20 protein-coding genes are annotated in these 25197 nt (G+C 68.5%); 14 read left to right on the forward strand and 6 right to left on the reverse strand.

What is annotated here, in order from left to right; genetic code table 11:
* Positions 1-75 precede the first annotated feature (75 nt).
* The gene (locus ACTWQD_RS12585; protein WP_443196467.1) at positions 76-1884 is read left to right on the forward strand and encodes a glycoside hydrolase family 13 protein; all 1809 of its coding nucleotides are present in this window, start codon (positions 76-78) and stop codon (positions 1882-1884) included.
* Between the two features lie 502 nt (positions 1885-2386).
* Here ACTWQD_RS12585 and ACTWQD_RS12590 read toward each other — a convergent pair.
* Positions 2387-3337, reverse strand: coding sequence for a pullulanase X25 domain-containing protein (locus ACTWQD_RS12590; protein WP_443196468.1), 951 nt, complete (start codon positions 3335-3337; stop codon positions 2387-2389).
* A 234-nt stretch (positions 3338-3571) separates the two neighbouring features.
* Positions 3572-4438: a DUF1295 domain-containing protein gene (locus ACTWQD_RS12595; protein ID WP_443196469.1), complete on the reverse strand. Its 867-nt coding sequence runs from the start codon at positions 4436-4438 to the stop codon at positions 3572-3574.
* A 166-nt stretch (positions 4439-4604) separates the two neighbouring features.
* Between ACTWQD_RS12595 and ACTWQD_RS12600 the strand changes: the two genes are divergently transcribed.
* From ACTWQD_RS12600 to ACTWQD_RS12610, 3 genes are read left to right on the forward strand one after another with little or no spacing between them, the layout of a single operon-like run.
* The gene (locus ACTWQD_RS12600) at positions 4605-5066 is read left to right on the forward strand and encodes a MarR family winged helix-turn-helix transcriptional regulator (protein ID WP_443196470.1); all 462 of its coding nucleotides are present in this window, start codon (positions 4605-4607) and stop codon (positions 5064-5066) included.
* The gene (locus ACTWQD_RS12605; protein WP_443196471.1) at positions 5063-6946 is read left to right on the forward strand and encodes an AMP-dependent synthetase/ligase; all 1884 of its coding nucleotides are present in this window, start codon (positions 5063-5065) and stop codon (positions 6944-6946) included. The genes ACTWQD_RS12600 and ACTWQD_RS12605 overlap by 4 nt, the downstream gene beginning before the upstream one ends.
* Complete coding sequence (locus tag ACTWQD_RS12610) at positions 6943-7377, forward strand: DUF2177 family protein (RefSeq protein ID WP_443196472.1); 435 nt, start codon at positions 6943-6945, stop codon at positions 7375-7377. Before ACTWQD_RS12605 ends, ACTWQD_RS12610 begins: the two co-directional genes overlap by 4 nt.
* An 85-nt stretch (positions 7378-7462) precedes the next feature.
* Here the strand turns inward: ACTWQD_RS12610 and ACTWQD_RS12615 are convergent, their stop codons facing one another.
* Positions 7463-9202: a SulP family inorganic anion transporter gene (locus ACTWQD_RS12615; RefSeq protein WP_443196473.1), complete on the reverse strand. Its 1740-nt coding sequence runs from the start codon at positions 9200-9202 to the stop codon at positions 7463-7465.
* Positions 9203-9335: 133 nt separating this feature from the next.
* Positions 9336-10457 carry an adenosine deaminase gene (locus tag ACTWQD_RS12620; RefSeq protein ID WP_443196474.1) on the reverse strand — a complete coding sequence of 374 codons (1122 nt, stop codon included), beginning with the start codon at positions 10455-10457 and terminating at the stop codon, positions 9336-9338.
* Positions 10458-10505: 48 nt separating this feature from the next.
* Between ACTWQD_RS12620 and uvrA the strand changes: the two genes are divergently transcribed.
* The 3 genes from uvrA (at position 10506) to ACTWQD_RS12635 (ending at position 15340) form a co-directional block, all read left to right on the forward strand.
* Positions 10506-13094: an excinuclease ABC subunit UvrA gene (gene uvrA / locus ACTWQD_RS12625; protein WP_443196475.1), complete on the forward strand. Its 2589-nt coding sequence runs from the start codon at positions 10506-10508 to the stop codon at positions 13092-13094.
* Positions 13095-13348: 254 nt separating this feature from the next.
* Positions 13349-14038, forward strand: a complete 690-nt coding sequence (locus ACTWQD_RS12630) for a LysM peptidoglycan-binding domain-containing protein (protein ID WP_443196476.1) — start codon at positions 13349-13351, stop codon at positions 14036-14038.
* Positions 14039-14449: 411 nt separating this feature from the next.
* Positions 14450-15340, forward strand: coding sequence for a metallophosphoesterase (locus tag ACTWQD_RS12635; protein WP_443196606.1), 891 nt, complete (start codon positions 14450-14452; stop codon positions 15338-15340).
* Between the two features lie 35 nt (positions 15341-15375).
* Here the strand turns inward: ACTWQD_RS12635 and ACTWQD_RS12640 are convergent, their stop codons facing one another.
* Positions 15376-15903: a hypothetical protein gene (locus ACTWQD_RS12640; RefSeq protein WP_443196477.1), complete on the reverse strand. Its 528-nt coding sequence runs from the start codon at positions 15901-15903 to the stop codon at positions 15376-15378.
* 213 nt (positions 15904-16116) lie between these two features.
* Between ACTWQD_RS12640 and ACTWQD_RS12645 the strand changes: the two genes are divergently transcribed.
* The 7 genes from ACTWQD_RS12645 (at position 16117) to ACTWQD_RS12675 (ending at position 23330) form a co-directional block, all read left to right on the forward strand.
* The gene (locus ACTWQD_RS12645) at positions 16117-17019 is read left to right on the forward strand and encodes an MSMEG_6728 family protein (protein ID WP_443196478.1); all 903 of its coding nucleotides are present in this window, start codon (positions 16117-16119) and stop codon (positions 17017-17019) included.
* A 177-nt stretch (positions 17020-17196) separates the two neighbouring features.
* Positions 17197-18078: a nuclease-related domain-containing protein gene (locus ACTWQD_RS12650; protein ID WP_443196479.1), complete on the forward strand. Its 882-nt coding sequence runs from the start codon at positions 17197-17199 to the stop codon at positions 18076-18078.
* A 52-nt stretch (positions 18079-18130) separates the two neighbouring features.
* Positions 18131-19057, forward strand: a complete 927-nt coding sequence (locus ACTWQD_RS12655) for an SDR family oxidoreductase (protein WP_443196480.1) — start codon at positions 18131-18133, stop codon at positions 19055-19057.
* A gap of 44 nt (positions 19058-19101) precedes the next feature.
* Entirely contained in the window at positions 19102-19515 is a 414-nt protein-coding gene (locus tag ACTWQD_RS12660; protein WP_443196481.1) for a DUF1622 domain-containing protein, read from the forward strand.
* 14 nt (positions 19516-19529) lie between these two features.
* Positions 19530-20291, forward strand: coding sequence for a YqjF family protein (locus ACTWQD_RS12665; protein ID WP_443196482.1), 762 nt, complete (start codon positions 19530-19532; stop codon positions 20289-20291).
* 111 nt (positions 20292-20402) lie between these two features.
* Positions 20403-22211 (forward strand): DUF222 domain-containing protein, encoded by a 1809-nt coding sequence (locus tag ACTWQD_RS12670; RefSeq protein WP_443196483.1) that lies wholly within the window; start codon positions 20403-20405, stop codon positions 22209-22211.
* Between the two features lie 432 nt (positions 22212-22643).
* Positions 22644-23330, forward strand: coding sequence for an alpha/beta hydrolase (locus ACTWQD_RS12675; RefSeq protein WP_443196484.1), 687 nt, complete (start codon positions 22644-22646; stop codon positions 23328-23330).
* A 24-nt stretch (positions 23331-23354) separates the two neighbouring features.
* Here the strand turns inward: ACTWQD_RS12675 and ACTWQD_RS12680 are convergent, their stop codons facing one another.
* Positions 23355-25109: a gamma-glutamyltransferase family protein gene (locus ACTWQD_RS12680; protein WP_443196607.1), complete on the reverse strand. Its 1755-nt coding sequence runs from the start codon at positions 25107-25109 to the stop codon at positions 23355-23357.
* Between the last annotated feature and the right edge of the window lie 88 nt (positions 25110-25197).

Below are 25197 nucleotides of genomic sequence, written 5' to 3' on the forward strand. Positions count from 1 at the left end.
GGTCAATAATCAGACGTTGGTGAGTCAGCGCCGGTGCTGGCCGCCGGAGCCTGCCGGACCAGCTGAGGAGACCCGATGACGGTAGAACAGCCCACCGAAGAATCCGTGGAGGCTCCTGCCCGCGACTGGTTCCAGAGCGCCGTCGTCTACCAGATCTATCCGCGCAGCTTCGCCGATTCCAACGGCGACGGCATCGGGGACCTGCGCGGCATCATCAGCAAGCTCGACTACCTGCAGCGGCTGGGGGTCGACGTCGTCTGGCTGTCCCCGATCGACACCTCCCCGCAGGACGACAACGGCTACGACATCAGCGATTACCGCAACGTGGACCCGCTCTTCGGCACCCTCGAGGACCTGCAGGAACTGACGGACGGGCTGCACGCCCGGGGCATGAAACTGGTCATGGACCTGGTGGTCAACCACACCTCGGACGAGCACCCCTGGTTCGTCGAATCACGGTCCTCGACGGACAGCCCCAAGCGGGACTGGTACTGGTGGCGGCCGCCGCGCGAGGATTCCGGTAATGCCAGCGACGGCGGCCCTGCCGCTGGGCCGAGCAGCGCGGCACCAAACAACGAGGCACCAAACAGCGCGGCGCCGAACAACTGGGGGTCGGTGTTTTCCGGCCCGGCCTGGGAGTTCGACCAGGCCACCGGCGAATATTACCTTCACATCTTTTCCAAGAAGCAGCCGGACCTGAACTGGGAAAACCCGGAGGTGCGGGCCGCGGTCTACGAGATGATGAACTGGTGGCTGGACCGTGGTGTGGACGGGTTCCGGATGGACGTCATCAATTTCATCTCCAAGGACACCGCCCTGCCGGACGGCCCCATCGCCGCCGGGATGCTGTACGGCGACGGCAGCCCGTTCTTCATCGGCGGCCCGCGAATCCACGAGTTCCTGCAGGAGATGCACCGTGAGGTGTTCGCCGGCCGGCCCGGCCCGCTGCTGACCGTGGGCGAAATGCCCGGCGTGACCGTGGACCAGGCCGTCCTGTTCACCGACCCGGAGCGGGCCGAGGTGGACATGGTGTTCCAGTTCGAGCACGTGGCGCTGGACCAGGAGGACGGCAACAAGTGGCGGCCCAAGAAACTCAAGCTCACGGACCTCAAGCATTCCCTGGGCCGCTGGCAGGCCGGGCTGGCGGAGCGCGGCTGGAACAGCCTCTACTGGGGCAACCACGACCAGGCACGCGCGGTGTCGCGCTTCGGCGACGACGGCAAGTACCGTGAGCTGTCCGCGAAGATGCTCGCCGGCATCCTGCACCTGCACCGCGGCACGCCCTACGTCTACCAGGGCGAGGAACTGGGCATGACCAACATGACGTTCGGCGCCATCAGCGACTACCGCGACATTGAGGTCCTCAACCACCACCGCGAAGCCACCACCCACTTGGGCCACACCGATGCCGAGGTCCTCGCCGCCCTGGCACCGCTGAACCGCGACAACGCCCGCACGCCGGTCCAGTGGGACGCCTCGCGGCACGCCGGCTTCACCACAGGATCGCCGTGGATTGCGGTCAACCCGAACGCCAACCACATCAACGCCGCCGCCCAGGTGGACGATCCCGACTCGGTGTACAGCTTCTACCGGCAAGTGATCGCGCTGCGGCACAGCGAGCCGGTGGTGTCCCACGGGGACTTCACCATGCTCCTGCCGCGGGACGAGCACGTCTACGCGTTTGTCCGCTCGTTGCCGGACACCCAGCTGCTGGTGCTGGGCAACTTCTCCAGACAGGACCAGGACGTGGCGCTCGACGACGCCGACGTTCCGGTGGCCTGGGGCAGCGCGGAGCTGATCCTGGGCAACTACCCCGCCGACCCTTCGGTGCCGCGCCTGCACCTCCGGCCGTGGGAGCTGAAGGTCTTCCGCGCCGGGCACTGACGGCCGGCCGCTGACCAGGACCACCACGCACCATCCGCAACGAGTGAGGGAGCCCGGCATGACCATTCCACCGCCACACGAACCTGAGCCGTTTCCGCCGGAACCCGGGCCCACCACGCCCGAGCCGCAGCCCGCGGACCCGTTCCCGCCGGAGCCCGGCCCGGTGCCGCCGCCGGCGCCGATTCCGGAACCCGGCCCCTCGCCAACACCCGGCCCGTTCCCCTCGCCCGGCCCGCTGCCCATTCCGGACCCCGGCCCGGTCCCGCCGCGGCCGGACCCGACCCGGTTCTAGCGCCCGCGGGTTCTCGCGAGCACAGGTTCTGACGACCCGCGAAACCGCCCGCGCTACGCAAAAGACCCCTCGACACCCGAATACGGGGGCGAGGGGTCTTTTGCGCGTCGTTAGCGGGAAGGCGCGTCGCCGGCGGGAAGACGCGTCGGCCGCGCGAATACGGGCGCGAGGGGTCTTTTGCGCGTCGTCCGCGGGAAGACGCGTCGCCGGCTACGGCAGGACGATGTCGCGGGTGCGGTGGTCGTAGTGGATGACCAGCACGCCGCCGGAGTGGTGCACCTCGTGGTTGGCGCCGTCGAACGCACCGAACGCACCGAAGTTCTCGTCCCAGGAGCGGTTGAGCGCGATCTTGAAGCTGTAGAACCCCGCAGGGAGGTCCGCCGCGATTTTCCACAGCTGGTCCACCTGGTCGAGTTCCATCTGTGACTCGTCGTACTGCGGAGCCCAGTTGGCCGGCGCGCCCAGCAGAATGTTGAAGTCACCCGCCACGGCGACGGCATCGGGCTGGTCGATGGTCTCGACGCTGACCGCGGGGGCCGCGGGTGCCGTGGCGCCGGCGGTGCCAGCGGCAGCGGCGGTGTCAGCCGTGGCGCCCGCGGTTTCAGTCTTGTCGGCTGCCTTGCGCTTGCGGACCGCCTTGGCGACAGGGGCTACGGCCTCTTCCACCAGCTTGGCGGCTTTGCCGGCAACCTTCTCGGCGACTGTGGTTGCCTTCGCGGCAGACTTGGGCGCGGCCTTAGAGGCCGGCTTTGAGGCGGCCTCCGGTGCGGCCTTGGCAGCAGGTTTCACGGCGGGCGCCCCGGGAAGCGGGGTGTCGGCGGGAACGGGAGTTCCGGCGTCGAGCGCTGCGGCGAACGCGGCAGGGTCAGCGAAGGCCACGGTGGCGCGCTGGCCTTCCTCCGGAATGGTCCAGCCTGAACGACCCTTGACCAGCCAGCCGGCCTTGACCAGCTTCGCGGTGGCGGTGGTCAACGCCTTGTGTCCGCGGGGGATGCCGCCGCTCAGCAGTTCACGCTCCGACTCGTTGAGCGGGACGCGGGCGATCGCCTCGCCCAGCACCGCTCCGGCGTTCAGCTTCTGGTCCGTCCACAGCCCCTCGGCCAGCACGTCCAGGACGGCTTTGAGTCGAAGGGTGGTGTTTTCCGCAGTGTTGGTACCCATGGGTCTCCTCTAGAAGCAATTGATCCACCTGCATTTTGCCAAGAGTGAATGCGTTTGCGCGAGTGGACACTGTTAACTCTGTGTGTCGTGACCCACTGTGACAGGCCCAACCGGGGTGCGCCCGGGACCAACTCACCGCTACCCGTCAGTAGATAAAGCAACGCGGGGTCACATACGGCCCATCCCAGCCGCCGGAATGGCTCGTAAGTGACCCCGCGTTGCTTGGGGGTGGCGTCAGAGCTTGGGAACCAGGACCGGGGTGTCCTTCTTGTACGCCTCGTAGTCGGCCTGGCCGCCCCACTTCTTGTCCGACTTCTTCTCCAGGAGCGGCACACCGCTGACCTTGGTGAGCAACAGAATGACGAATACCGGGGAGATGAGGGCTACCCACTGCCATCCGTTGAGCGCCGGGATGGCCACGATGGCCACGCCAATCCACACCAGGATCTCGCCGAAGTAGTTGGGGTGGCGCGACTTGGCCCACAGCCCGGTGGAAATGAAGGTGCCCTTGTTGGCAGGGTCCGCGTTGAAGCGGGACTTCTGCAGGTCGGCCACCACCTCGAAGGCGAAGCCGGCGGCCCACACCAGGAAGCCCACCAGCGCGAAAGCGTCCAGCGCCACGCGGGTCTCGGAGGTCATGGCGACCCACGCGGCGGCTGCGGTGAAGGTCACCCAGAGGCCCTGGATGGTCCACACGTTGAGGAACCGGACAAAGGAGGGCTTGATCTCATCGAAGCGGTCGTCCTTGCCGGCCTTGCTGATCCGGCGGAACAGGAAGCTTCCCAGCCGCACGGCCCAGACGAGGACCATGCCGCCGAGCAGCAGCGCCCGCGCGTCGATTCCCGGCGTGAGCAGGAGCAGCAGCAGCGTGATGGTGATGTAGGTCAGGGAGCCGGTCAGGTCGTAAAACTTCTCGGTCTGGGCCTTGAAGGAGGGAATGAACACCAGCCACTGGATGATGAACGCGGCCGCCACGGCCAGGGCGAAGACCGGAACGCCGCCGAGCGTGGCGCCGCCCTGGGACCCCGCCACAGCCAGCAGCGCTCCGAGCAGCACCACCACAGGCAGGACGATAAGCGACTTACGGTACGAATCCTTCATCAGGACATTCCTTTCGTCCACGGAGCGGGCCGCGGCTGGCACGGACCCGGGAGACACCGCAGGCATCAACAGTTTTAGCAATCGTAGTAGATAATCAAATAAGATTGAATAATAGAGCATCTAATAAGATGGAAGACTAGCGGAAACTGGGACCGGAGGAAGGGGTATGACCGTGTCGCACTACCATCCGGCCACGTTGGCCCTGCAGGGTCTCTTCACCCTCGCCAACGAAACCGAACGGGAAATCGCCCGCAGCATGGGGCTGAACCTGACCGACTTCCGTGCCCTGTCGGCGCTATCACAGTCCGGTCCGGTGACGGTGGGCCAGCTCGCCGAGGAACTGGGCGCCACTCCGGCCACCACCACCGCGATTGTGAACCGGCTGGAGTCCCGCGGCTACCTCGAACGCCACCGGGGCATTGCGGACCGGCGCCGCGTCCAGGTGAGCGTCACGCCCGCCGCCCACCATGACATCTCGGCCGTGATGCGGCCCCTCATGACCGCCGCCAACGATCACATCACGGCTTTGCCCGCCGACCACAAGACGGTCATCGCGGACTTCCTCGACGTCGCCCGGCACCTGATGCAGGACCACCTGAACGCACTTTCGACAAAGGACGCCCCATGAGAGAGTTCACCACCCCGCTGCTGGTTGATCCGGCCGGCCACCGGAACGCCACCGAGCTGCTGATGCAGCGGGTGCGCTCCTCCCCTGACCACATCGCCTTTGAGGTGCGGGCCGCGGACGCCCCCATCACCAGCCCCTGGCGCCAGGTCACCACCCGGCAGTTCGCTGACGAGGTGCGTGCCCTGGCCAAGGGCTTCATCGCGGCCGGCATCAACCCGGGCGAATCCCTCGCCATCATGTCCCCCACCCGGTACGAGTGGGCACTGGCGGACATGGCAGCGTGGTTCGCGGGCGCCGTCGTCGTTCCGATTTACGAGACTTCGGCGGCTCCGCAGGTCACAGCGGTCCTCAACGACGCCGGCGTCCGCCTGGCCGTTGCCGGCACCGCTGGGCATGCCCTCCTGCTGGAACAAGGGTTTGCGCACGCCGGGATCCCGAGCCTGGGGGTCTGGACCATGGACGCCCGCCCGGGGGCGGACCTCGCCGATCTCAAGGCCCTCGGCGCCGAAGTTCCCGACGATGCTGTCGAGGAGCGGCGCCTGCTGGCCGGCCTCGATTCGGTGGCCACGATCGTCTACACCTCCGGCACCACCGCCGCCCCCAAGGGCGCCCTCATCACGCACGGCAACTTCGTCGGCCAGGTGCTCAATGTGGCCGCCGCCTACACGGAAGTGGTCCGCGAGGCCGGCAACACCATCATCTTCCTGCCCATGGCGCACGTGCTGGCCCGGGGGCTGCAGCTGACCTGCCTGGCCAACGGCATGCGCATTGCGCACTTGTCCGACCCCAAGGATGTGGTGCCCGCCCTCGGCGTCCTGAAGCCCACCTTCTTGGTAGTGGTTCCCCGCGTGCTGCAGAAAATCCAGGCATCCGCGGCGGCGGCCGCCGCGCAGAAACACCTCGGAGGGGTGTGGGCGGCCGCGCAGCGCACCGCCGTCGCATGGGGCCGGCTGGCCGAAGCCCGCGACGCCGGCCCGGCAGCCAAGCCCGCGGCAGGCCTCTGGCTGCGGCACGCGCTGTTCGACCGGCTCTTCTATGCCCGGCTCCGGAGGCTGATGGGCGGACGGCTCGACTACCTCTTGTCCGGCGCCGCCGCGCTCGACGCCGAGCTGTCGCTCTTCTTCCGCGGGCTCGGCCTGCCGGTCATCGAAGGGTACGGGCTCACCGAAACCACCGCCCCGCTGACCGGAAACATGCCCGGCTCCATCCGGGCCGGCTCGGTGGGCGTCCCGATGCCCGGCACCACTGTCCGGCTCTCGGAGCAGGGCGAGGTGATGGCCCGCGGCGTCGGCGTGTTTGCCGGCTACCGCAGGCCCGCCGACAATGCGGACGCCTTCGTGGACGGGTTCTTCCGCACCGGTGACCTCGGCGAGCTCGACGAACTGGGTCGCCTTACCCTCAGGGGCCGGATCAAGGATGTCATTGTCACCGCGGGCGGCAAGACCGTCTCCCCGGCCATCTGGGAAGGCTACGTGGAGGGGGATCCCCTCGTGGCCCACGCCGTGATGGTGGGCGAGGGCAAACCGTTCCTCGGCGGCCTGGTGCTGCTGGACCCGGAATCCGTCGCCGCCTGGGCGGAGCGCGAGGGCATCGCGGATCTGGCGGGCCTGCGGATCCCGGACGACGGCGGTGCCGTCCAGATCGATGACCACCGGCTCCTCACGGCCATCGGCAAGGCGGTCAGCGCCGCGAATGCCAAAATCGCGCAGTCAGAGCAGGTGCGCCGCTGGGTGCTGCTGCTCGCGGACCTCACCGAAGCCAACGGGAACGTGACCCCCACCATGAAGCTCAAGCGCGCCACCCTCACCGAGCGCGCGCAGCACATCGTCGACAGCCTCTACACCGACCCCCGCCCCACCGACACGAGGAGCCACGCATGAACGCCCGCACCAAAACATGGCTGCTGTCCTACGCGGCCGCCGCCGTGATCTTCGCCGCCATCGACGTCGTCTGGATCCTGACCGTGGCAAACCGGCAGTACGAAAACCACATCCCCCACCTGATGGCGCCCAGCGTCAACGCTGCCGGCGCCGTCGCGTTCTACCTCATCTTCGTCGCGGGGATTGTGCACTTCGGCATCCGCCCCAACGATCCGGACGCCACCTTGCGGCAGCGGGTGACGGGTGCCGCCCTGTATGGGTTCTTCACTTACGCCACGTGGGCCCTGACGGCGCTGGCCGTCCTGGACGGGTTCCCGGCGGTCGTGGCACTGACCGACATCGCCTGGGGTGTCGCGGTGTGCAGCGCCGTCACGTGGCTGACGGCCACGCTGCTGCGGCGCAAACTCGCCCGGGCAACCGCCTCGGCGTAGTCCGCTCCTCCAGAAGCAACGCGGGGTCACTCCCGGCCCATCGCAGCCCCTCGGATGGACCGCAGGTGACCCCGCGTTGCTGTTGTCAGTCCCCGGCGCTCCATTCCGCACCGGTCTCGGCCATGTACGCAGCAACGGCCGCGTCCACGGTGCGGTAGAAGTGCAGCGGATTGATCTGCCGGGTCAGTTCGTACCGTTCGATCTTCTCCCTGACCCCGTGCTTGAGCTCCGCGAAAACCAGGGACGTGCCCTGCGAGTTCAGTTCGACGTCCAGTTCCAGCAGCACGTCCGAGGCGGTGGTGTCGACGTCGGTGATGGGTTCGGCGGCAATGACGATCCACCGCGGTTTGGGTTCGGTCCGGGCAATCCGGCGGATGTTCTCGCGGAACGGCCGGACGTTGGCGAAGAACAGGGGCGCGTCAAACCGGTAGATCACCAGGCCGGGCAGGTGCTTCGCCTCCGGATGGAAGTGAACGTCATGGTAGCCCTCCACTCCCGGCACCCGGCCGATCACCGTCTCGTAGGGCCACCATGCGCGCCGGAAAATGTTGAGGATGGACAGCCCCACCGCAATGCCGATGCCGGGCAGGACCCCCAGCAGCGTCACCCCCAGGAACGCGGCCACCGACAGGTTGAACTCGGTCTTGCGCTGGCGCCACAGCCGCACGGTGCCCGGGATATCGGCGAGGGATATCGACGCGGTAATCACAATGGCCGCCAGGGCCGGCTGCGGCAGGTTCCGGAACAGGCCCGGCAGCAGCACCAGCATCAGGAGGATCAGTACGGCACCGGTCACGCCGGTGAGCTGGGACTTTGAACCGGACCGTTCCGCCACCGCGGTCCGGGAGCCGCTGGTGCTCACCGGAAAACCCTGGAACAGGCCCGCCGCGAGGTTGGCAGCCCCGATCCCGATCATTTCCTGGTTCCCCCGGATCTCGTCGCCGGAGCGCGCGGCGAACGACGACGCCGTCGAGATCGTGTCCGTCAGGGACACCAGCGCGATGCCGAGGGCGCCGGCGAACATCAGGGCGAAGTCCGAGAAGTCCAGGTACGGGATGGTGAACGGAGGGAAGCCCTGCGGGAGCTCCCCCACCAGGGAGACCCCCCGGTCCGCGAGGCCAAACAGCGTCGTCGCGCCGATGGCGAGCACCACCATCACCAGCACCGACGGGACCTTCGGCAGCCACCGCTGCAGGGCAAGGATCAGCACAATCCCTGAGATCCCGACGGCGGCCGCGGCCACCACCGTCTCGCCCCCGGCCACGCCCTGCAGGAAGCCGACGATGTCCCCGATGAAGGTATCGGAGTCCACCGAGAACCCGAAGAGCTTCGGAAGCTGGCCGACCAGGATGGTGACCGCGAGGCCGTTCATGTACCCGATCATGGTCGGCTTGGAGATCAGGTCCGCGATGAACCCGAGTTTCGCGACGGAGGCGAGGACCATGATGGCGCCGACCATCAGTGCCAGCATGGAGGCGAGGACAACCGCTTTCTGCGGGTCGCCGTCGGACGCCACCAGCGGCAGGACCGTGGCCGCGATCATGGGCCCCAGCGAAGAGTCCGGACCCAGCACCAGGATGCGGGACGGGCCGAACACCGCGTAGGCGAGCAGGCAGAGGACGGTGGTGTACAGGCCGGTGATCGGCGGCAGCCCGGCCAGTTCCGCGTAGGCCATGCCCTGCGGGACCAGCAGCGTCGACAGGACGATTCCTGCGACGATGTCCTTGCCGAACCATTCCTTCCGGTACGCCGCGGCGACGTCGAATCCCGGCATCAGCCGGCGCAGCCAGCCCGCCTGCGGCCGCCGTCGTGCAGTCTCGGTCATAGGTGCACTCTGCCCGGCGGCAGCCCCTGGTGCATCCTCCGCCGCGGGTGAACCGGACCCAGCCCCGTTGCCCTATCAGATATGGGGCCCATCCGGCGGTTTTGACCCCCAAAACTGATAGGGCAACGCTGGGTTAGCGCCCGGACGCCGCCAGCTCGGCCAGCAGCTCCGTCTTGCGCTCCTCGCTCGCGAAGGAGGACCGGATGGAGTTGGCTGCCATCCGCACGCAGTCGAACTCGGACAGCCCGATCACGGACTTCAGCTGCGCAAAGTTGTCGTCGACGTAGCCGCCAAAGTAGGCCGGATCGTCCGAGTTCACGCTGACGTTCAGCCCCGCCGCGAGCATGGCCGGCAGCGGGTGTTCCTTCAGGGTGTCCACGGCCCGCAGCCGGACGTTGGACAGCGGGCAAACGGTCAGCGGCATCAGCTCGTGCACCAGGCGCTCCACCAGCTCCGGGTCCTCCATGCAGCGGATGCCGTGATCGATCCGCTCCACGTCCAAAAGATCCAGTGCGTCAATGATGTACGACGGCGGGCCCTCCTCGCCGGCGTGCGCAATCCGGTGCAGCCCGGCGTCCTTGGCCCGGGCAAACAGCCGCTGGAACTTGGCCGGCGGGTTGCCCACCTCGGCCGAATCCAGGCCGATGCCGGCGATCGGCGCGTTCAGGGCGAGCAGCTGCTCCAGCACCTCCAGCGCCGAGTCCTCGGACAGGTCCCGCAGGAACGCGGCGATCAGCAGGGTGGAGATGCCGAATTCCTGCTCCGACACGGCCAGCACCGATGCCACGCCGTTCACGCAGGTCTCCAGCGCCACCCCGCGGGACACGTGCGCCTGCGGGTCCAGCATGATTTCGGCGTGCCGCACCCCGGCGAGCGCGGCGCGGGACAGGTACGCCCGGGTCATGTCCGCGAAGTCCTGCTCGGTCTGCAGTACGGCCATGTTGGCGTAGTACAGGTCCAGGAACGACTGCAGGTCCGTGAACTCGTACCGCGAGCGCAGCTCGTCCAGGTCCGCATAGGGCAGCTGGATCCCGTTGCGTTCGGCCAGGGCGAAGATCAGCTCTGGCTCCAGGGTCCCCTCGATGTGCAGGTGGAGTTCGGCCACCGGCAGCGGGCCGTGCACTTCCTCGGGCACCTCGGCGAATTCGGGAACCTCGGGGGTGGCGGGTGCTGGGTGGTCCTGTCCGGTGTTGTCCTGTGCGGGGCCGGCCGGTGCAGCACCCGCGGCGGCCGGGACGCCGTCGTTAGTTTCCATTGGGTAAGGATATGCCCGCGGGCCGCGGACACCGATAGAGTCAATTCGATGCACCTTGACCAGCTTGCTTCCGATCCGTCCGGCGGGACTTCCGCTCCCGACCACACCACGGACGGCTTTGTCCGGGTCCGCGGCGCCCGGGAAAACAACCTGCGGAACGTGGACGTGGACGTGCCCCGCGACGCGATCGTGGCCTTCACCGGGGTGTCCGGGTCCGGAAAGTCCTCGCTGGCGTTCGGCACCATCTACGCCGAGGCCCAGCGCCGCTACTTCGAGTCCGTGGCGCCCTACGCCCGCCGCCTGATCCAGCAGGGCCACAACCCCAAGGTGGAGATGATCACCGGGCTGCCGCCCGCCGTCGCGCTCCAGCAGCGCCGCGGGACGCCGAGTTCGCGGTCCACCGTGGGCACCGTCACCACGCTCTCCAACTCACTGCGCATGCTCTTCTCCAGGGCCGGCAGCTACCCCGACGGCGCCAGCCAGCTCGATTCCGACGCGTTCTCCCCCAACACGGCCGCCGGGGCCTGCCCGGAATGCCATGGGCTGGGCATCGCCCACACCGTCACCGAATCCTCGCTGGTGCCGGACCCGTCGCTGAGCATCCGCGACGGCGCGATTGCTGCGTGGCCCGGCGCTTGGCAGGGCAAAAACCTGCGCGACATCCTCACCCACTTGGGCTACGACGTCGACACCCCCTGGCGGAAACTGCCTCGGAAGGACCGGGACTGGATCCTCTTCACCGAGGAACAGCCCGTGGTGGAGGTGACGCCGCAGCGCGACCGTGTGGCCAAGCCGTACAAGGGCCGCTTCTGGAGCGCCAAGAGCTACGTGCTGCACACCCTCGCCGATTCCAAGAGCACCACCATGCGCGACCGGGTACTGCGCTTCATGGAAACCGGCCCCTGCCCCGTCTGCAGCGGCAGCGGGCTCACCCCCGCGGCCCTGGCCGTGACATTCGTCGGCCGCACCATCGCGGAGCTCAACGCGGTGCCCATGAGCGACCTGGCCGAGATCATCCGCCCCACCACCGAGCTCACCAAGGCTGGAACCGCCTCGCGCAAGCAGGCCTCCGGCGAGTCCAACGAGGTGGCCGTGGCCATCACCCGGGACCTGCTGCAGCGCGTCACGGTACTGCTGGACCTCGGCCTGGGCTACCTCGCGCTGGGCCGGTCCACCCCCACCCTCTCCCCCGGCGAGATGCAGCGGCTGCGCATCGCCACCCAGCTCCGCTCCGGCCTGTTCGGGGTCATCTACGTGCTGGACGAGCCCTCCGCCGGCCTGCACCCGGCCGACGCCGAGCCCCTGCTCGCGGTCCTGGATCAGCTCAAGGCCTCCGGCAACTCGGTGTTCGTGGTGGAGCACAACATGGACATCGTCCGCAGCGCCGACTGGCTGGTGGACGTCGGCCCGCGCGCCGGCGAGGGCGGCGGCGAGGTGCTCTACAGCGGCCCCGTCGCCGGGCTCGCCGACGTCGATGCGTCCGTGACCCGGCCGTTCCTGTTCCCGGACGGGCCGCGTACCGCAAAAGGTTCCGAGGCAACGCACGACGGCGGCACGAGCCGCCGTGGCGCGGCCGACGCCCGACGGGAGGCCGGCAGCTGGCTGGAGCTGCGTGACATCACCCGCCACAACCTGCGCGAGCTCGACGCCGATTTCCCGCTCGGCGTGCTCACCGCGGTCACCGGCGTCTCCGGCTCCGGCAAGTCCACCCTGGTCAGCCAGGTCCTCGCCGAGGTGGTGGGCGCCCGGCTGCACCCGGAGGCCGACGCCGCCAAAGGCGCGGAAGAGCTGGAAACCGCCGAGGTCGCGGCCGAGCCGCTGTCCGTAGGCCCGGTCTCCGGGCTGGACCAGCTGGACCGGCTGGTCAAGGTGGACCAGAAGCCGATCGGCCGCACCCCGCGCTCCAACCTCGCCACCTACACCGGGTTGTTCGACGCCGTCCGCAAGGAATTCGCCGCCACGGACGAGGCCAAGGCCCGCGGCTTCGGTGCCGGCCGCTTCTCCTTCAACGTCGCGGGCGGCCGGTGCGAGACGTGCCAGGGCGAGGGGTTCGTCGCCGTCGAGCTGTTGTTCCTGCCCGGCAGCTACGGCCCCTGCCCTGAATGCCACGGCTCGCGGTACAACCCGGAGACCCTCGAGGTCACCTACCGCGGCAAGAACGTCGCGGAGGTCCTCGGCATGACGGTGAACGCCGCCGCCGAGTTCCTGGCCGAGGTCCCAGCCGCCTCCCGCAGCCTGCAGACGCTGCGGGAGGTGGGCCTGGGCTACCTGCGGCTCGGACAGCCCGCCACTGAACTCTCCGGCGGCGAAGCCCAGCGCATCAAGCTCGCCACCGAACTGCAGCGCACCCAGCGCGGGCACTCGCTCTACCTGCTGGACGAGCCCACCACGGGCCTGCACCCGGCCGACGTCGAACTGCTCATGGCGCAGCTGCACCGGCTGGTGGACGCCGGGAACACGGTGATCGTGGTGGAGCACGAGATGGACGTGGTGGCTGCGGCGGACTGGGTGATCGACCTCGGCCCGGCCGGTGGCGACGCTGGCGGCAAGATCATCGCGGTAGGGACCCCTGCCGACGTCGCGCGGTCCAAGAAAAGCCGGACGGCGCCGTACCTTGCCGCGGTGCTGGGAAGCTGACCGCGGGGCGCCCGAAACACCGCCGAGGGATTCTATCGGCGGGCCCAACAAAAATAACGGCTTGATAACGGCGGGCGACTGTTTTAGCCTAGGGTGCATGCCCGAGGACCGGGTAGTGAATGCCCGGTGCTGCCACCACCAGATACTGCCCGACCGGTAGACACCGTCATGACCTCTATTGTCAGGGGCGGGCAGTAGTGCGATAACGTCCGGGGACGGACCGAGCACCGGTGGCCCTCAGGAGCATCTGTCCCATGAAGAAATTCACCTACAGCACTGCCGCGCGCCGCGGAGCCACCCTGGCGGCCGTTACGATGGCCGGCGTCGCGCTGTCCGCGTCGGCCGCCAACGCGGCCGTCCCCAGCACCACTTCCAGCACCGTCTGGGATTCGCTGGCCCAGTGCGAGAGCAGCGGAAACTGGGGAATTAACAACGGAAACGGCTACGCCGGCGGGCTGCAGTTCAGCCCCAGCACCTGGGCGGCCTACGGCGGAACGGGTTCAGCCGCGAACGCCAGCCGTGAGCAGCAAATCGCTGTTGCAGAGAGGGTGCAGGCAGGCCAGGGCTGGGGAGCGTGGCCCGCCTGCGCTGCGAAGCTGGGCCTGAGCGGCGGCGCGGTTGCTCCGCAGAGCGCGCCGCAAGCGCAGGCTCCCGCACCGGCCAAGGCGACCGCCAAGGCTCCGGTGCGCAGCGTCGCCCCCAAGGCTGCCGCCCCGGCGCCCGCCGCCAAGGCCGTTGCCCCCGCGAAGGCGGCGCCGCGCCACGCCGCGCCCGTTGCCCTGAGCGGCGAGAGCTACACCGTCCAGAGCGGCGACACGCTCAGCAAGGTCGCGGAGAAGCTCAACATCGCGGGCGGCTGGCAGCTGCTGGCCGATGCCAACGCCTCGACCGTCAGCGACCCTGACCTGGTGTTCCCGGGGCAGGTATTGCAGCTGCCTGCCTGAGCTGGCCGTAACTAGCCGTTAAACCACGACGCCGGAGCGTCCTCCTTTGCGGGGAGCTCCGGCGTCGTGCTGCTTTGAGTGGTGGCTCGTGGTCGCATATCGGGCCGGTGCGGCCTGGCTCCGGCGGGCCAGGGCCGGCCGTTCAGTGGCCACCGCACGGTGGTTGGCGGCATCATTACCCGTACGGGACGAATCTTTCCCGCGCCACTCTGCTGCCGAGGGATGATCATGGCCGCGAAACCAGATAAACCGGGAAGACGAAGAACGGCCGCAGCCCTTTATGCATGCCTGTGCCTGCTGATGGCCGGCTGCCAGCCGGGCTCCCCTGACCCCGCCCCGCCAACTGCGCCAGTTCCTGGTCCAGCTCCGGAGATTTCCGGGGATTCCCTGCATTTCACCGCGCAGGGTGACATCGGGGTCAAGAAAACCTCCAAACAGGTGCTGGACACGATCGCCGGCCTCAATCCGCAGTTAAACCTTGCCCTCGGCGACTTCAGCTACAAGGACGGTATCGAGCAACAGTTCTGCGACATGGTCAAGGGCAAGCTGGGCCCGGATTTCCCTTACCAAGTCATCGCGGGCAACCATGACAGCGACGGCACGGACGGCGACATCGCCAAGATCGCCAAGTGCCTGCCCAACAGGCTTCCGGGCCTGCAAGGGGACTACGGGACGCAGTGGTACGTCGATGTCCCAGAAAAGAACCCCCTGGTACGGCTCATCATGGTCTCCCCCGGCATCCCCTTCGAGGACGGGCAGCAGCTGGACTATTCCAGTGGCAGCGACCGCCTGGGCTGGACCACCAAGGCCATCGACGGGGCCGCGCAGGCCAACATCCCCTGGACCATCCTCGGGATGCACGCCGCGTGCCTAAGCGTGGGCCGATACGACGGCTGCTCGGTCGGCCGCGAATTCGCCAACATGCTGCTGGCCAAGAAAGTCGACCTGGTCCTCACCGGCCATGACCACATTTACCAGCGCACCCACCAGCTGGCGCTGGGCCCCGACTGCCCAGCATTGGTGCCCGATACGTTTTCCCCGGGCTGCATCACCGATTCTGACGACACCCTGGCCAAAAGCACCGGGACCGTGTTCACCACCATCGGGGTGGGCGGTGAAAGCATCTACGATGTGCACAAAGACGACTCCGAGGCCGGCTATTTCGCCGCCTTCTCCGGCAAAAACCGCGCCCCCGCCTTCGGCACCCTTGACGTCATCCTGACCGCAGACAAGCTCTCCGCCAGGTTTGTCCCGGCTGACGGCTACACCTTCACCGACGCGTTCAGCATCAGCCGGCAGTAAGGCCCACACCCGGGACGGATGGGAACCTCTCCGGGCTAGGCAGCGACCGGAAGTTCGCGGATGATGCGCACTTTCCAGGCCGTGTCGTCGCTGGTGTCGAGCAGGGCCACGGTGCCCATGGCGAGGTGCAGGGCCACCCGCTTGGCGGCGAGGAGCTCGAGGTACAGGCTCTCGTTCATGCGGGCCGGTGCGTCAATGACGTACTTCACGGCATCGCGGACCTTGCGGTAGTTGTCGCTCTTTTCGCGCTTGAGGTGCAGTTCCAGCATTCGCCGCTGCTTGATCTTCGGCTCGTGCCGGTTCAGCCAGGAGACCGCGGCGTGGACCGCCACCACCACGCTGAGCGAAATGACATAGATTTCCCAGCCGCTGGAGAGCAGGAACAGGGGAAGGTTGGCGATGGCCACCGCCGCAATGAACAGCCTGAGCGCCACCAGACGGCGCATGGTCAGCGCCACGGAGGCCATGGCCGCGCGGAAACCGTTCTGCTCCGTGCGGGCGGCCGCGGGATCGATGGTGAACTCTTCCAGGACCACGATGCCCTTGGCTTCAGGACTCAGCATTTGTCCGTATTTGGGCCGGAAGACAGGCGCTGCGGGCGCCTCAGATGCAGCTGACGTATTGATCGACATAGGAGAGTCCTCATGCGCGCAGGGGGTCTTTGTGATAGCTTACGCGCGATCCGCGGGCGCGTCTTGCCCCTTCCGAAATGTGAACACCCTCACCCGCGGCCGTCCGCAATTGGCGCATCGGCTCCGTGGCCTCAAACTGGACTGATGCAGACTTTTCTCCCCTTCCCCGATTTCCAGCAGAGCGCCGCGGTTTTGGACCGCGCCCGGCTCGGCAAGCAGCGCGTCGAGGCGCTGCAGACCCTGCGTGCGCTGGTGATCCCGGAGTACGGCTGGCAGTCGCACCCGGCCATCCGGATGTGGATGGGGTATGTTCCCGCGCTGACCATGTACGGCCTGGCGATGGTGGACGAGTGGACCGCCCGCGGCGGCGCGGACACCACTCGCGAGAAGATCATGGAATTCGCGCCGCAGGCCGCCCACCCCGGCTATGCGGACAAGATCCCGATGCCGCCGTGGCTCGGCAACCCCGAAGTGCACCTCAGCCACCGGTCCCGGCTGATCGCCAAGGACCCGCGGTTCTACACCGAGCTGTTCCCGGACACGGAACCCGATCTGGAGTACGTCTGGCCCGAGCCCAAGCACGAGCTGCTGCCGGAGGATCCCACCGGCGACCGCATGTGGGTCCTCCGCCTGCCACTCGGCGACACCGCCCCGGACAAGCTGGACACGGTGAGCCTGCCGCTCGTGGGCCGGGCGAAGGCTGTTGCCGACGCCGCCGACGATGACTACCAGTTCGTGTACGCGGACTCCGGCTCCCGCCGGCCCAAGGTGCGCAAGCTTCCGCCGAAGCAGCTCGTCAAGAAGCCCACCCGCAAACGCCAGCAGCAGGAAGAAGCGTTCAACACGCTTCCCGGCAAGTCGACCATCGCGATCCCGTTCGACGGCGGCGCGTCCTTCGCCGTCGGCAAGGTTCTGGGCCGTCCGATCACCGTGAACGGCCGCTTCGCGCGCCACTTCGAGGTTGACGAGATCCTGAAGCGCTCGGACTTCGATTACCCGGCGCTTCTGCAGGATCCGCGGGTGTTCTTCCCCATCCCGGCGCGGTAACCGGACGACGGCGGGCCGGGTCCGGCGGCGGCAGGCCGCGGGCCGCGCGGAAGGCGGGTGCCCGACGGCGGCAAACCGCGCCGCGCGGGTGATCCGCCGTCGGCTGGCTTATGCTGACTCCCGCACGTCTGCACCAATCGCTGCAGCACGGCAGACCATCGCTAGTTGGGGGACAACATGGCTGCAGGAGACAGGGCTGCCGAACAATCGCGGCTGGCCGCGGAACGCGTTCAGCGTTTGCGACGGGAGCTTGAACAGGCGGAGCGAAATGCACACGCATGGTCTGCGGGCGCTGCCGGCGAAGCCGCCGTCGCCGACCGAATGACCCGGCTGGAGGCCCTTGGCTGGCTCGCGCTTCATGACGTTCACTGGCCGGGAAGACCGAAAGCCAACCTCGACCACATCCTGGTGGGTCCCGGCGGCATCTTGATCGTTGATGCCAAGAACTGGAGCGGCGACGTCCAGTTGAGTCACGGAGTCCTCCGCCAAAACGGGTATAACAAGGAATCAACGGTCTCGGGGATTCTCCAGCAATGCTCAGCCTTGGCAGCGCTCCTGGAGCCGGAACACCGGCGCCTGGTCCAAGGGTGGATCTGCTTGGTAGGACAGCCGCACCTTCAAGGCACAACGTCCAACGGAATACGCATCGAAGGCCTGGACACTCTCCGCGGGGCGGTGGCGGACCTGCCGGCCGTACTCGATCCGGTCCTTGTGCCCACCATCCACGCGCATTTGCAGGGGCTGCTGGGCGGCGCAACCAGTCCCCGGCTGATGACGACGGCCCAATTTAAACCTCACAACGTCAACCACCACGACGGCGCAGCCGCCTCACTGGGGCGTGTACGGGCCCGGACGCAGGTGGCAGCGCGGCAGCCCGGCCCCCGGGGGCAGAACAGGCGTCAATCAAAGAGCCCCAGCTGCGCTGTGTTCCTGTTCCAGGTGATGTTGCTGTTCGTCGGCGTCATGCTGCTGATGAACTTCGCCGCCAATTACCGCCCGGCTGCGCCCCCGGCCCCGTATCCCGCCCCCGGCGTCAGCCAGACGGTCCCCGCACGCTAGGGACGGAACCTGGAGGGCGGAGCAGCTCCTCGATCACTGGCAGACTGGTCCTATGACTGTACTTATGGCCGGTTGCGGCGATCTGGGCACCGAGGCCGGGCTGCGGTTTGCCGCGGCCGGACATCGCGTGGTGGGCTGGCGGCGTTCGCCGGAGAAACTTCCGGCCGCCATCGAAGGTGCCGCGGCTGACCTGACCGCCGGCGAACTGCCGCCCCTCCCGGCGGACACCACCGCCGTCGTCGTCGCGGTCGCAGCGGACTCCCCCACGGAAGCCGCCTACCGCGCCGCATACGTGGACGGACTGTCGAACGTGCTGGACGCCGTCCTCGCCTCGGGGGCCCCGGTGCGGCGGGTACTCTTTGTCTCCTCCACAGCTGTCTACGGCGACGCCGGCGGGGGCTGGATTGACGAAAGCACGACGCCGGAACCCGGCGGGTTCTCCGGCCGCATCATCTGCGAGGCGGAGGAGCTCCTCTTCAGCCGGCTGGACGGAACCGGGATCACGCCGGTGGTGCTGCGGCTGGGCGGCATCTACGGCCCGGGCCGGACCCGGCTGATCGACCAGGTGCGCGGGGGGACCGCGGTGATTCCGGCGGAGCCGCGCTTCACCAACCGCATCCACCGGGACGACGCCGCCGCCGCGATCGTCCACCTGTGCACCATGGAATCCGTACCCGCGCCCCTGTATCTGGGCGTCGACAACGAACCTGCCGAAATGGGCGATGTCCTGCGCTTCCTGGCCGCCGAGCTGGGACTCCCCCAGCCGCCGTCGGCCGCTGTTGAGCAGGCCCCCGACGGCGGCTCAGGGAGCGGCGGCTCGCGGAAGGGCGGCTCACGGCAGGGCGGCGAACCGTCCCGGGGCGGCAACAAACGGTGCAGCAACGCACTGTTGCGGAGCACCGGGTTGGAGTTCGTGTACCCCAGCTTCCGCGAAGGCTACCGGGACATCCTGGCCGGCGTAGGCGTACGGTACCCCTAGGGCTTACCGGTTCAAGCCGCCAGCACGCCTTCAGGACGGGGACTATGGAACTTCAGGAGATCATCGAAGCCGCCGGCCGCTACATGGACGTGGCCGGTGTGGCCGTCATGGTGATCGGCGCGGTCGTGTCCATCCCGCTGGCACTGCGCGGATTCCAGCCGCGGAAGCTGCCGGATGGGGCCGAACCGTTGTCCGTGTACCGGTCGTACCGGCAACTCCTGGGCCGGTCCATCCTGCTGGGGCTGGAGCTGCTCGTGGCGGCCGACATCATCCGCACCGTCGCCGTCGCACCCACCTATGAGAGTGTGGGGGTGCTGGCCATCATTGTGCTGATCCGGACGTTCCTGAGCTTCTCCCTCGAGCTGGAAATCACCGGCCGCTGGCCCTGGCAGAAAGAGCCCGAACCATCCCCCGCCGCGTCGGCGGCGGGCAGAAGCCCTTCCGGACATACGGGCTGACGGACCCTGTATTCATGGATCACGATCCCTGGCCCAGCGCCCCCGAACTTCCCTCCCCGGTCATCATGGACCAGCGGTGGACGGATGCCGTCTTCCTGCACTGGCGCATCCCCGACGCCGTCGCTGCCGCGTTTATGCCGCCCGGGGTGGCGCCGGACAACTTTGACGGGTCGGCCTGGGTGGGGCTGATCGGCTTCCGGATGGAGGGCGCCGGACTGGGCCGCGGTCCCGCGATTCCGTATTTCGGAAATTTCACTGAAATCAACGTCCGCCTCTACTCCCGGGAGCCGGACGGCACCCGCGGTGTGGTCTTCCTCAGCCTCGACGCGACGCGGCTGGCTGTAGTGCTGGCGGCGCGGGCGGCCGGGATTCCGTACGTTTGGTCCCGATCGGGTTTTCGTGGTGCGCGGGCTGGCTCTGGGGCGGTCGGCCCGGGTCCGGCGGGCCGGGCGGGCCGGTCTGCCGGGTATTGGGTGCAGCGGTTCCGGAGCGGGCCGCGGACCGACTTCGCCGTCGCCCCGGAGCCCGACGTCGAGGCCTCAGATCCGTTGTCGCTCCACCTCACTGCCCGGTTTGGTCTGCACACCCGCTTCCAGGGCCGGACCCTATACGTTCCTAACACCCATCAGCCGTGGCCGTTGTACCGGGCGCAGCTGACTCACTGTGAGGATCAGCTGGTCGCTGCGGCCGGCATCCACGTTGAGGGTCCGCCGGAATCAGTGATCTTCTCCCCCGGCGTCCGGACCCAGTTCGGCCGGCCGCGGTTCCTGGAATAGCGGGCCCGGCTGGGCGGCGCGCCTGAGCGCTGCCGGCAAAGTCGTGGCCAAAATACGGGCCGGAGGCCGGCTGGAGCTATTTTGTCGTAGGTCGTTACTAGTGTGGGTTTTATGGAAGCCGTCAGGGATTTCATCGCCGTTGAGGATCCGGACCGGGATACGGCCCCGGCCGGTAGTTCCGGCGCGGACGGCTTGACCGTCGCGGAGGCTGTGGATGCAGCCCTGGCGCTCCTGCGGGATGCGGGGTCGCGGGCGGCCGGGGACTCGGCAGCATGGGACTTTCAGGAGGCGTCGGATGTCGCCGGCCGGGTGGAGGAGGCGTCGCGGCACATCGAGCACCTACAGATCGCCGCGGCCGGTGCCGTGGACCGGACCAGGAAGCAGGCCGCGGCCGCCGCTGCGAAAGCCAATACATCGTGGACCACCGGCTGGCGGGATGATGCAGTGACCCAGACAGCGGTAGAGGATTCCGGTGTCGTGGCCGCGCAGGCCGGCTCTGATGCGGGGACCGTTGCCGGGGCTGCCATGTCAGCGAATGCTGCGGGTGTGGCAGTGGTGGTGGATGACGGGTACCGGAACACAACGGAGTTCTTGCGGGACCGGTTGCGGATCAACAGAGCGGAGGCCCACCGCCGGCTGACGCTGGCCGGGGAGCTGCTGCCACGGCAAGGCTTCGCCGGCGAACCGCTGGCTCCCTTGCGAGCGGAACTCGGTGCCGCTGTCGCGTCCGGGGAGGTCGGGTCCCGGTCCGCGACCATCATCACTTTGGCGCTGGACCGGGTCCGGCACGTCTGCGCTCCGGAGGCCGTGGACGGGATGGAGTACGCCCTGACCCGTGTCGCGGCGGAGAACGATCCGGACTTCTTGGCCCGGGTGGCCCGGAAGTGGGTTGACGCGCTCGATCAGGACGGGGCCGAGCCCTCCGAGGAACTCCTGCGCCAGCGCCAGGGCGCCTTTATCCGCAAGCCCCGCCACGGCCTGCACCATCTGGAGATCTTCGCGACCGCCGAACAGGCCGAACAGCTCCTCACCGTCATGAACACCGGCACCAACCCCCGCATCAGCACCAGCACCAGCACCAGCACCCCAGCAACCTCGGCTAACCCTGCGGCGGGAACCGCGGCAACGGGCACCATCGGGGCTGCTGCAGGCGAGACCGCTGCCGCGGACACCACCGCAGGGGATGGCAGTAGCGCAGATGGCGGTGCCGGGCCGGGCGTTCCGCTGGATCTCCGCACCCGTCCGCAACGACTACTCGATGGCCTCGTCGGCGCCTGCAAGATCGCGCTGGCCTCCGATGCTCTGCCCGCCACCGGAGGGCTCCGCCCCCAGGTCATGGTCACCATCGACTACCAAGACCTCCTCGCCCGCCTCAACCACGCCACAGACCCAGAGACCTCCAATCGCCGACGCAGTGCCGACGCTCCGGGCCCGCGCAGCGGCCCGTTCGCCCCAGGCCACGCCGCCTGGAACACGGGGAACACGGGGACCATGCTGTTCACCGGGCCCGTGACCGCTTCCACTGCCCGGAAAATTGCCTGCGACGCGGACATCATCCCGGTCCTGCTCGGCGGAAACGGCCGGATCCTCGACATCGGCCGCACCTCACGGATCTTCCCGCCCCACATCCGCAAAGCCCTCACCGCCCGCGACCAAGGCTGCGCCTTTCCCGCCTGCACCATCCCCGCCACCTGGTGCGAGGCCCACCACATCACCTACTGGTCCCGCGGCGGCACCACCGGCACCGACAACGGCGTCATGCTCTGCTCACACCACCACCACCTGATCCACAAAGAGCAATGGACCATCCAACTCCACACCGGCATCCCCTGGTTCATCCCGCCACCCCACATCGACCCCCACCAACAACCCCGCCGCAACCACTACTTCCACCCGGAAGACCTCCCCACCGCAGCCTGATTTCGAATGTCAGGTGAGATGAACCGATTATCTCGATGATGGAGATACCATCGGATGGTGAAGGATGCGATGCAGCCGGGCCAACCAAAAACCCAGTCCACACATCCAGACCAACCGAGAACCCAGTCCACGGGCCCGGGCTGGGTCTGGACCTTCCTCAACTGGACCGGCGCAGTCGCTGCGGGCGCGCTGATAGTGGTTCCGCTCTGGATGCTGCTCAGCAACAGCGCCATCCTCGGCGGCCACCCCGCGTTGCCTGTCCTACTGATGGCTACTGCTGCAGCGGGCCTCCTCTGGGCGTTCTTCCTCCTCCGACGCGCGGCCGGAATCGGAGTCCGGACTGGAAACCAACGGACGGACCCGGCACACCACGAGCCACGCCAGCGCACCGTTTCACCGTGGCAGCTAGTCCGCGGACTCGCAGGCCGTCTCATGGCCCTGGGTCTGGTTGCCGCTCTGTTGTGGCTCAACCCGTTCCCCCACCAGCCCAGCGGAGCTGACGGCCAAACGTCAGGAACCAGCACCGAGGACGCCATTTCCATCACCCTTGCCCCGGAAGGGAAGGCCAGCGCGGGCATCGTCTTCTACCCGGGGGCACGCGTCGCCTCGCAGGCCTATCAGGACATCCTCGGCCCGCTGGTCAACGCCGGCAATCTGGTGGTCATCCTGAAAGCACCCCTGGGCATCCCCCTGCTGGACACCAATCAGGCCCGCGCTGCCATGGATCGGCATCCGGAGATCACTTCCTGGGCCGCCGGCGGCCATTCACTCGGCGGAGTGAGCGCGTCCACCTTCGCGAAGTCGAACCAGGACGTGGACGGGCTCCTCCTGTTCGCATCATTCCCCGCCGACAGCATGGCGGGTTCCAGCCATCTCAAGGTGCTGTCCATCTCTGGGTCAAACGACGGGCTCACCACCCCGGACAAGGTCGCGGCGTCAAAGCCGTTGCTCCCGCCGTCGGCCGAGTTCGCCACCGTGGTTGGCGGAGTGCACGCATTTTTCGGGGACTACGGCGTCCAGCCCGGGGACGGCGAGCCTGGCATCTCCCGGGAACAGGCCCAGCAGCAGATCGCCGCCGAATCCGTCCGCTTTATGGACCGTCTCCAGTCACCCGGGTGACAGCCGCGCCGGAGCCCACCGGCGCTACCGCCCGGCCGCGTAACCCTGCGCGCCGCGGGGATTCGCCGCAGCCTGCAGCACCCCCGTGGACGGATCACGGACGACGGCGGACAGCCGCCCCAGCGTCCAGCCAGCCACGCTTGTGACCACATGGCCCCGGCGCTCGAGCCCCGCGATGACCTCGTCACCGAGCCGGTCCTCGACGACGGCGCCGCCGGGCTCCCAGGTGCGCGGCCAGAACGAACCAGGCATCGACGTCGTGTGGAAGGTAGGCGCGTCGATGGCCTGTTGCGGCGAATAGCCGCCGACGATCGTGCGCAGCAGGTACGGCAGCTGCCACTGGTCCTGCTGGTCACCGCCCGGGGACCCCAGCGCGGTGACTGCCTCGCCGTCGCGCAGCACCAGTGTGGGCGTCAGAGTGGTCCGCGGGCGCTTGCCCGGCGTCAACGTGGAAGGTGTGCCCGGCTCCAGCCAGGTCATCTGCAGCCTGGTGCCGAGGCAGAAACCCAGCTCCGGGATGGCGGGTGACGACTGCAACCAGCCGCCCGACGGCGTGGCCGAAACCATGTTGCCCCAGCGGTCCACGACGTCGATATGGCACGTGTCGCCGCGGGTCTCCCCGCTCGGCGCCACGGTCGGCTCCCCGACACCGAGCGCGGCGGAGCCCTCCCCGGCGAGCGCCGGCGGCGTGTACTCCGTCCGCAACGGCGGCAGATACGGCTCGCGGCCTGGCACGCGTCCGGGCCGGAAGTCGTGCGAGGCCCGCTCACCGATCAGCGCCCGGCGCTCGGCGCAGTACTCGGGAGACAGCAGATAGTCCAGCGGGACGTCGGTATCGCCGTAGTACGCTTCCCGGTCCGCGAGCGCCAGCTTCTGGGCTTCCAGAATGGTGTGCGCCCCGAGTTCGGTGGACGGGTCCAGGTACGCGTCATCGAACCCGTCAAGGATGGCAAGCGTCTGCAGCAGCGCCGGCCCCTGCCCCCAGGGCCCGGTCTTCGCGATGGTGTGCCCGCGGAACTCGACGGTGGCGGCGGCCTCGTAGCCTGCCTCGAACCCGGACAGGTCCTCCAGCGCGAGGACGCCGCGATGGTCCGTACCGGAGGAGTGCCGGTGCGGCGTCTGCACGGATGCCACCAGGGCCTCGGCCACGAACCCCTCGCGCCATTCGCGGCGGGCCGCGTCGATCCTGGCGGCGCGCGAGTCACCCGCGGCTGCCCCGGCGTCCGCCAGCCGCTGCAGAGTCCGGGCATAGGCCGGGTTCCGGACCAGCTCCCCCTCGGCCGGGATCCGGCCGCCGGGCATCCACAGCTCTGCCGACGTCGGCCAGTGGGCCTGGAACAGCTCAGCCACGGCCGCGATGGTGGTCCCCACCCTGCCCAGCAACGGGTGCCCCTCGCGTGCGTACCCGATGGCGAAGTCCAGCACGTCGCCCAGCTCCCAGGTCCCGTGGTCGCGCAACAGCAGGAGCCAGGCGTCGACGGCGGCAGGAACCGCCGCGGCCAGCGCGCCGGAGCCGGGCACCAGCTCCAGGCCCTCGGCGAGATAATGCTCCACCGTGGCGCCGGCGGGCGCCGGGCCCTGGCCCATTAGGACCACGGGGGTGCCGGGCTCCGCCGCGGTGACGAAGACGCCCGTCATGTCCCCGCCGGGCCCGTTCAGGTGCGGCTCGACCACATGCAGCACGAAGGCTCCCGCAGTTGCGGCGTCGAACGCGTTGCCGCCGCGCTCCAACACGGCCTGCGCGGCCGCCGTCGCCAGCCAGTGGGTGGAAGCGCTCATCCCAAAGGTGCCCTGGAGCGTAGGGCGCGTGGTGAACGCCTCCGGGCGGGTGAACCCGGCCCGGGACTCCGGCGGAAAGCCCGGCGCG

The sequence above is a fragment of the Pseudarthrobacter sp. 1C304 genome, assembly GCF_052245515.1.
Classification (GTDB): Bacteria; Actinomycetota; Actinomycetes; order Actinomycetales; family Micrococcaceae; genus Arthrobacter.